At 71.2% G+C, this 5,430-nt stretch carries 2 protein-coding genes and 1 pseudogene; all 3 read right to left on the bottom strand.

The genetic code is table 11. The features are described from left to right. A pseudogene (locus Vau01_RS64990) lies at positions 1-1,132 on the bottom strand (hypothetical protein); the annotation flags it as partial. A gap of 589 nt (positions 1,133-1,721) precedes the next feature. Further along, the gene (locus Vau01_RS62660) at positions 1,722-3,428 is read right to left on the bottom strand and encodes a DUF2637 domain-containing protein (RefSeq protein WP_204015222.1); all 1,707 of its coding nucleotides are present in this window, start codon (positions 3,426-3,428) and stop codon (positions 1,722-1,724) included. After that, positions 3,425-5,430: AfsR/SARP family transcriptional regulator (locus Vau01_RS64985; RefSeq protein WP_275424075.1), on the bottom strand; the 2,006-nt coding region annotated here is incomplete at its 5' end. The genes Vau01_RS62660 and Vau01_RS64985, both read right to left, overlap by 4 nt.

Genomic DNA, 5,430 nt, shown 5'->3' with positions numbered 1-5,430 from the left:
ACAGGCCGTCATCGGTGCACGACCGGTACTGCTTCTCGATGTAGCCGACGTCGAAACTCCAACCCATCCCCGCCCAGGACGCTTGCGAGTTCTCCCGCAACGACCTGCCGTCCACCGACCCCGACGAGTACGACAGTTTCAGATCCGGTGCCGGCCCACCGACCGACGACGGCACCCGCAACGGATACGCGTAGGTGAAGTCGGCGCCCTGTTCACCGACCGCCCACGACGACGTCGGTGCCAACGACGTCTTGCCATAGTCCCCACTGGGCCCGGACGCGGCCGCGACCACGGCCAACACCCGCAACCCGTCGGCCATCTGCGGTGCCTGCTCGGTGTCCCCGGACACCACCAGCCGATCGACCGACACCACCTGCGCCGAGGTCACGTTCACCGCCCCGGCCACCGGACGGTGCTGGGAGCACTCCGTCACCCCGGGCGTGATCAGCACACAGGCCGGGTACTCCACCAGACCCAGCCGCAACGCGTAGTCGCCACCGACCATCCCGGCAAATCCGGAATAGTCCACATCCACCGCCACCGCCCCGGCATCGGCCCGCCCATCGGCCCGCTCCACCGTGAACAACGCGCCATCGACACCGGCCGCCTTGGCCGTGTCCCGGTCCAACACCCGCACCCGCAACGACGCCGGCGCATCCCCACCGACTCGCACCCCCGGCCGCAGCGCATCGGTTGATCCCGGAGCATCGGCCGCTGCCCGGGCCACCACTGGGAGACCGCCGGGGGCGGCACCCGCGGCCTTCTCCGCCGCGGACGGGGCCACCTTCGCCGCCCCTGCTGCGGAGGCGTCGACCGGCACGACACCGGTACCACCGGCCGGCCACGCCGCCACCGGTGGCCGCCACCGCGGCATCGGCGCCGGATCCGATTTCACCGGGCTGACCGGCGACACCGGAACGGACTTCACCGCCGAGTCCGGCGACGCCGGATCCGACGGCGCCGCCGACACCACGTCCGGAACAGCAAAAACGCCCGCCACCATCACGAGCGCAACCAGCACAGTGACCCAGCGACGCGACCGGCCCGGACGGCGGAACCGAACATAGGGCAGCAACAACCGTCGATCAGACACGAAGGCGCTCCAGGTCCGCAGGGCCGAGGAGTAGATCATGGTTCACCGACCGTGGTCGATGCAATACCTAGAGAGAAAGGTCCGATCTTGCACATCACACATGTAGGTCAAGGGATTCCACTTCGATGAGCGCCGAGACGAAATCCGGCCCCGGACCAGTCCAGCGCCGAGCGGGCCTGCTCGCACCCACTGTGGATGCAAAGCCCGAGCGGACGCGCAGGCGCTCGACCCGCCAACATGACAGATCGCCGGACGCGGCGAGCGACGACGTCGAACCGAGCCACCTGCGCGGCCACGCGTCGGTGTGAGGGGCAGGACCCGGTTCCGGGCACTCACCGCGCGCATCCTCCCGGGCCGAGCCGGGCATCCCGTGCAGCCGCCGCCGTCGGTCAGCGCCATTGCTCCTGGACAGTTGGGTTCCGCTACACCGCCGACCGCCGTCGAGGAGTCGGACCTGCCCGACCGATAGGGGACCGTAACGGGCAGCGCCTGGGCGAACGTGTCGATGCCGTGGCGGCACCGGCCGTGGCAACATGTGTCGCGTTCACGGTCGGCCCGCTGGTGCGGTGGTCCGGCGGTGTATCGCTGCGGCGTCGAATGGTAGCGCGCCGAAATGTCGCCTATTCCCTTAGGGATCGGTGGTCGGCGGCCAGTACCGGCGCACAGTTCGCTCCGACCGGCCGATCCGTTTGCCGATCTCGCGTGGATGCAGGTCGGGGCGGCGCTGATACCAGTAGGCAACCGCGGCGGCGGCCGTCTGCGGCACCGGCTCGTCGTTCGGCTCTGCCGTGTCAAGGTCCCCGTCTTGGGACCCTGCGGGCCGTTCGCCCCGGCTCGGCTCCTGGCTGGTCCCGGCGGCCGAGGCCGGTTCGGTCGGTGGCCTGCTTGAGGCGCCGGTCCCTGGCGGCGGCGGTATCGCTGTGCTGGGATCAGATGGCTGGGGGTCGGGTTCCGCGGCTGCGTGCTCAGCAGTCGGCGTGAGCGTCGTCGCGGCGGCACTGATTGGAGAACGGGCTAGAGACGTGCCGTCTTGGCTCGTTGCCGTGTCAGTGTCTGCGTGCAGCTGCGCGGTTCCGGTCGCCGCGGCCGACACTGGTTCGACACCGCGAGTCAGTTCATCGGACATCGGAGCGTCGGCGCTGTCGTGGCCACGCGGGCCGTGGCTTGCAGCCGGGTCGACCACCGATGTTTCCTCCGGGAACGCCATCACCTGCCGTGGGCGGGTTTTGGTCGAGGTCTCGACCGGTGACGGCGGCGTGGGTGACGGCAGCGTCGGTGAGCGGTCACCAGTGCAGGCGCCGTTTGTGCCGCGCGCGGCGGTCGGCATTGGGCTGGCGGCCGGTTCGACGGCGCTGGCGTCAGTTCTGGATGAGACGACGTCGCGACGCTGGCGGAGCCACCGCCTGCGGGGACGGACCGCGGTTGGTGCCGCAGTCAGGCGGGCCGGGGTGAGGTCGGTGGCGATCAGAACGGTCAGACTTTCATAGTCGGCATGATCGGCGAGGCGATCGGCGATCTGGTCGAGGTCGTAGACGTGCACGGCGATGTCAGCCGTGACGGGATCGACGGCGGCGCGGATCTTCCGGTGCAGGACGGCGGAGATGGCAGCGCGGCGGTGCTCGGCGCGTACCTGTTCCTGGGCGGCGGCGAGGGACGTGTACAGGCCGAGGTTCGGGTCGGCCTTGGCGAGGGCTTTCGCGCGGCGGGTCAGCCATGGGTGGCGCAGCCAGTGCCCGATGATCTCGTAGGCGGGTGTGGTTGGTGGCAGGGCGCCGCGGGCCCGGAGGCGGTCGCGGCGGGAGTTCTCGGCGTGGGTGGCCCACACCAGGTAGCCCAGCAGCGACATGCCGGCGAAGAACCCGCCGAGGAGCCGGTTCGGGTGGGCGAGCCAGTTGAAGGCGACCGCGCCGGCGGTGATCGCGGCGGACAGGAGTCGGGAGCCGAGGGCGCGTTCGCCGAGGCGGCGGCGGACATCGGCGTTGGCGAGCACGACCACCCCGCCCAGCTCGAGCGCGGCGACGGCGGGAAGAGCGAACAGAAGCGGGATGTGCAGGGTCTGGTCGGCGCCGGTGACCTGGCCGGTCAGAGCAACGAGCAGCACGACGAAGTAGAAGCCACGCCGCAGTTGGCCGGTGTGGCGGACCGCCGTCTCCAGGTCACGATCGAGCGCCTCGGCCGCGGCGGGTCGGCTGGGCGGGGGCCGGGTGGCCGGAACGGCCTGGACGTCCACCGGATCTGGCCCCATCCCGTCCATGCGTGCGCCGCCGCCGGCCCTCCAGGCGAGGTGTCCGTAGCCGCCTGAGGCGGTCGGTGGCTGGTTGAGGAGGGTGGTCATCGGTGCGTGTCCGTGTCCGGTCCGGCGGCGGGGCGTGGGCGAGTACGCCGCAGTGGGGGCTGCAGCCGTGTGATGAGCTCGTTCGCGAGGGCGGTGGTCTCCTCGGTCGGTTCGGCGTCGATCTCGGCGAGGCGGAGGTTGAGGGTGCGGCGCAGCCGGCGGATCGCCTCGACGTCGTTCCGGGTGGCGTGGGCGCGCATGGCCGCCTGGTACAGCGCTTCGGTGTACGGGCTGTGTGCCAGGGCGGCGTCCAGAACGGCCAAGGCTTCGGTGGGCCGGTCGGCGAGGGCGTCGGCGAGGGCGAGGGCGGCGTCGAGGACCTGCAGGCGGGCTGCTTCCCGATACGGCTCGATCCATTCGTAGCTGGTGCCGTCGGCGAGTTCGCGGCGGTATTCGGCGACGCCGTGACGCCATGCCGCCACCTTCGCGGCCGGATCGGTGGCCTGTTCCGCGTCGCGTAGTGCCTGCTGCATCCGCCACAAGTCGACGTCGAGCAGGTCGCGGCTGAGGCGGTACCGCGGACCGGACCGTAGTACGTAGTCGCCGGTGCCGCCGGTGCGGCGGAGCACCTGGCGCAGGTCGGAGACATAGGTATGCAGCCGGTGCGGGGCGCTTCTGGCCGGCGCGTCGGGTAGAAGGTCGTCGATGATCGTCTCGTAGTGGACCGGGCCGTCGTGGGCGGCGAGGTAGACCAGCAGTTCCATCGATTTGCCGCGTGGTGGGCCTTTGGCGGTGTCCATGTCGATGATCTCGGGTGGGCCGAGTACCCGGATCCGCACGGCCGCCCTTGCGTCACCGGGTGTTCGGGTGTCGGGCTGGTCGTCGACGGGACCGGCGCCCGGACCGAGGGTGGGCGGGCCGGCCGGGACAGGGGTCGGGTTAGGGGTGGGGTCGGTGGCTGCCGCCGGTCCGGGGAGGCGTTCGTCGGTGGGTTGCGGGTCTGTGGGCTCGCAGGTGGTCGGCAACGATGCTGGGGTCGGTGGTTGGTCGGTGTGCGATTCGGCGAGGAGTGCGAGCAGATCGACGGTCTCGGCCGCCGTGAGTACGGCGAGGCGGCCGATGTCCGCGGCGTGATGACCGGCACCGCCGGGGTGATAGCCGTTGGGCCCGCGGTCGCCGCCGTGGGGCTGGGTGGTGCCGTCGGCGTTGACCACGACGGTGGTGCCGTCGGGCCAGGTGCCGAGGAAGATGCCGTGAATGTCGAGCCGATCGCCTTGGCTGAGTACCGCAGCGATGCGGGTGCGGACATGGTCGGTAGCGGCGCCGTCGCTGGTGCCGGTGCCGGTGTTGGTGATGAGCAGCATGGGCTCGACGGGTTCTTCGAGCGGGTCGGCGGCGCGCAGGTCGGTGACGGTGGCGACCTCGTGCCGGTACACCAGGCGGGTGCGGTGCAGTATCTGCGCCTCCAGCAGATCCAGGGCATCGTCGAGGCTGGCGGTGATGGTCAGCCGTGGCATGGCGGGCAGGCCGACTGCGGCCGGTCCGAGCAGGGCTGCGGCGGTCGTGGCGGGCATCACGACGTGCGTGCGGACCTCCGGGGTGTCCGCGCTGGTGGCCGTGCTTCCGGCGGCGAGAGCTGCGGTGAGGAATCCGCGAGCCGCGTCGGCTGCGCGTGGACCGATCAGGCCGAGGCCCGCGGCCGGCCACACCGCCATGCCCGGGCTCGCCAGCGCCGGCACCGCCGGCATCTGCTCCCATGCCGAAACCTGGCCGGGTTCGTCGGATTCGTCGATCTCGCCGCTGCCCTCCGCTGCGTCGCCGTCGACCAGATCAGTGACGTACGGGTCCGTCGTGGCCGGACCCCCGCTGTCTGACCGCCCGGCCCGCTCGTCATCCACCTCGTTCGGGTCGTCGTCCGGGTCGTCCAGCGGGTCGAAATCAGCGTCGAAGCCAGTGTCGGGATCGGCGTCGAAGTCAGTGTCGAAATCGATGGCGGTCGGGTCACCGGCGGACCGGCCGGGCTCGTTGTTCGCGGGTGGCGGTGCCGCCGTGCGCGGCCAGA

It is taken from the genome of Virgisporangium aurantiacum (assembly GCF_016863635.1).
GTDB classification, from domain to species: domain Bacteria; phylum Actinomycetota; class Actinomycetes; order Mycobacteriales; family Micromonosporaceae; genus Virgisporangium; species Virgisporangium aurantiacum.
Note: the sequence above shows the minus strand (reverse complement) of the source record. Positions and strands in the feature narration are given on the sequence as shown.

What these genes read in the sequence shown, in the direction of transcription:
- Vau01_RS62660 (WP_204015222.1), bottom strand. Translation starts at nt 3,428, where the DNA reads ATGACCACCCTCCTCAACCAGCCACCGACCGCCTCAGGCGGCTACGGA.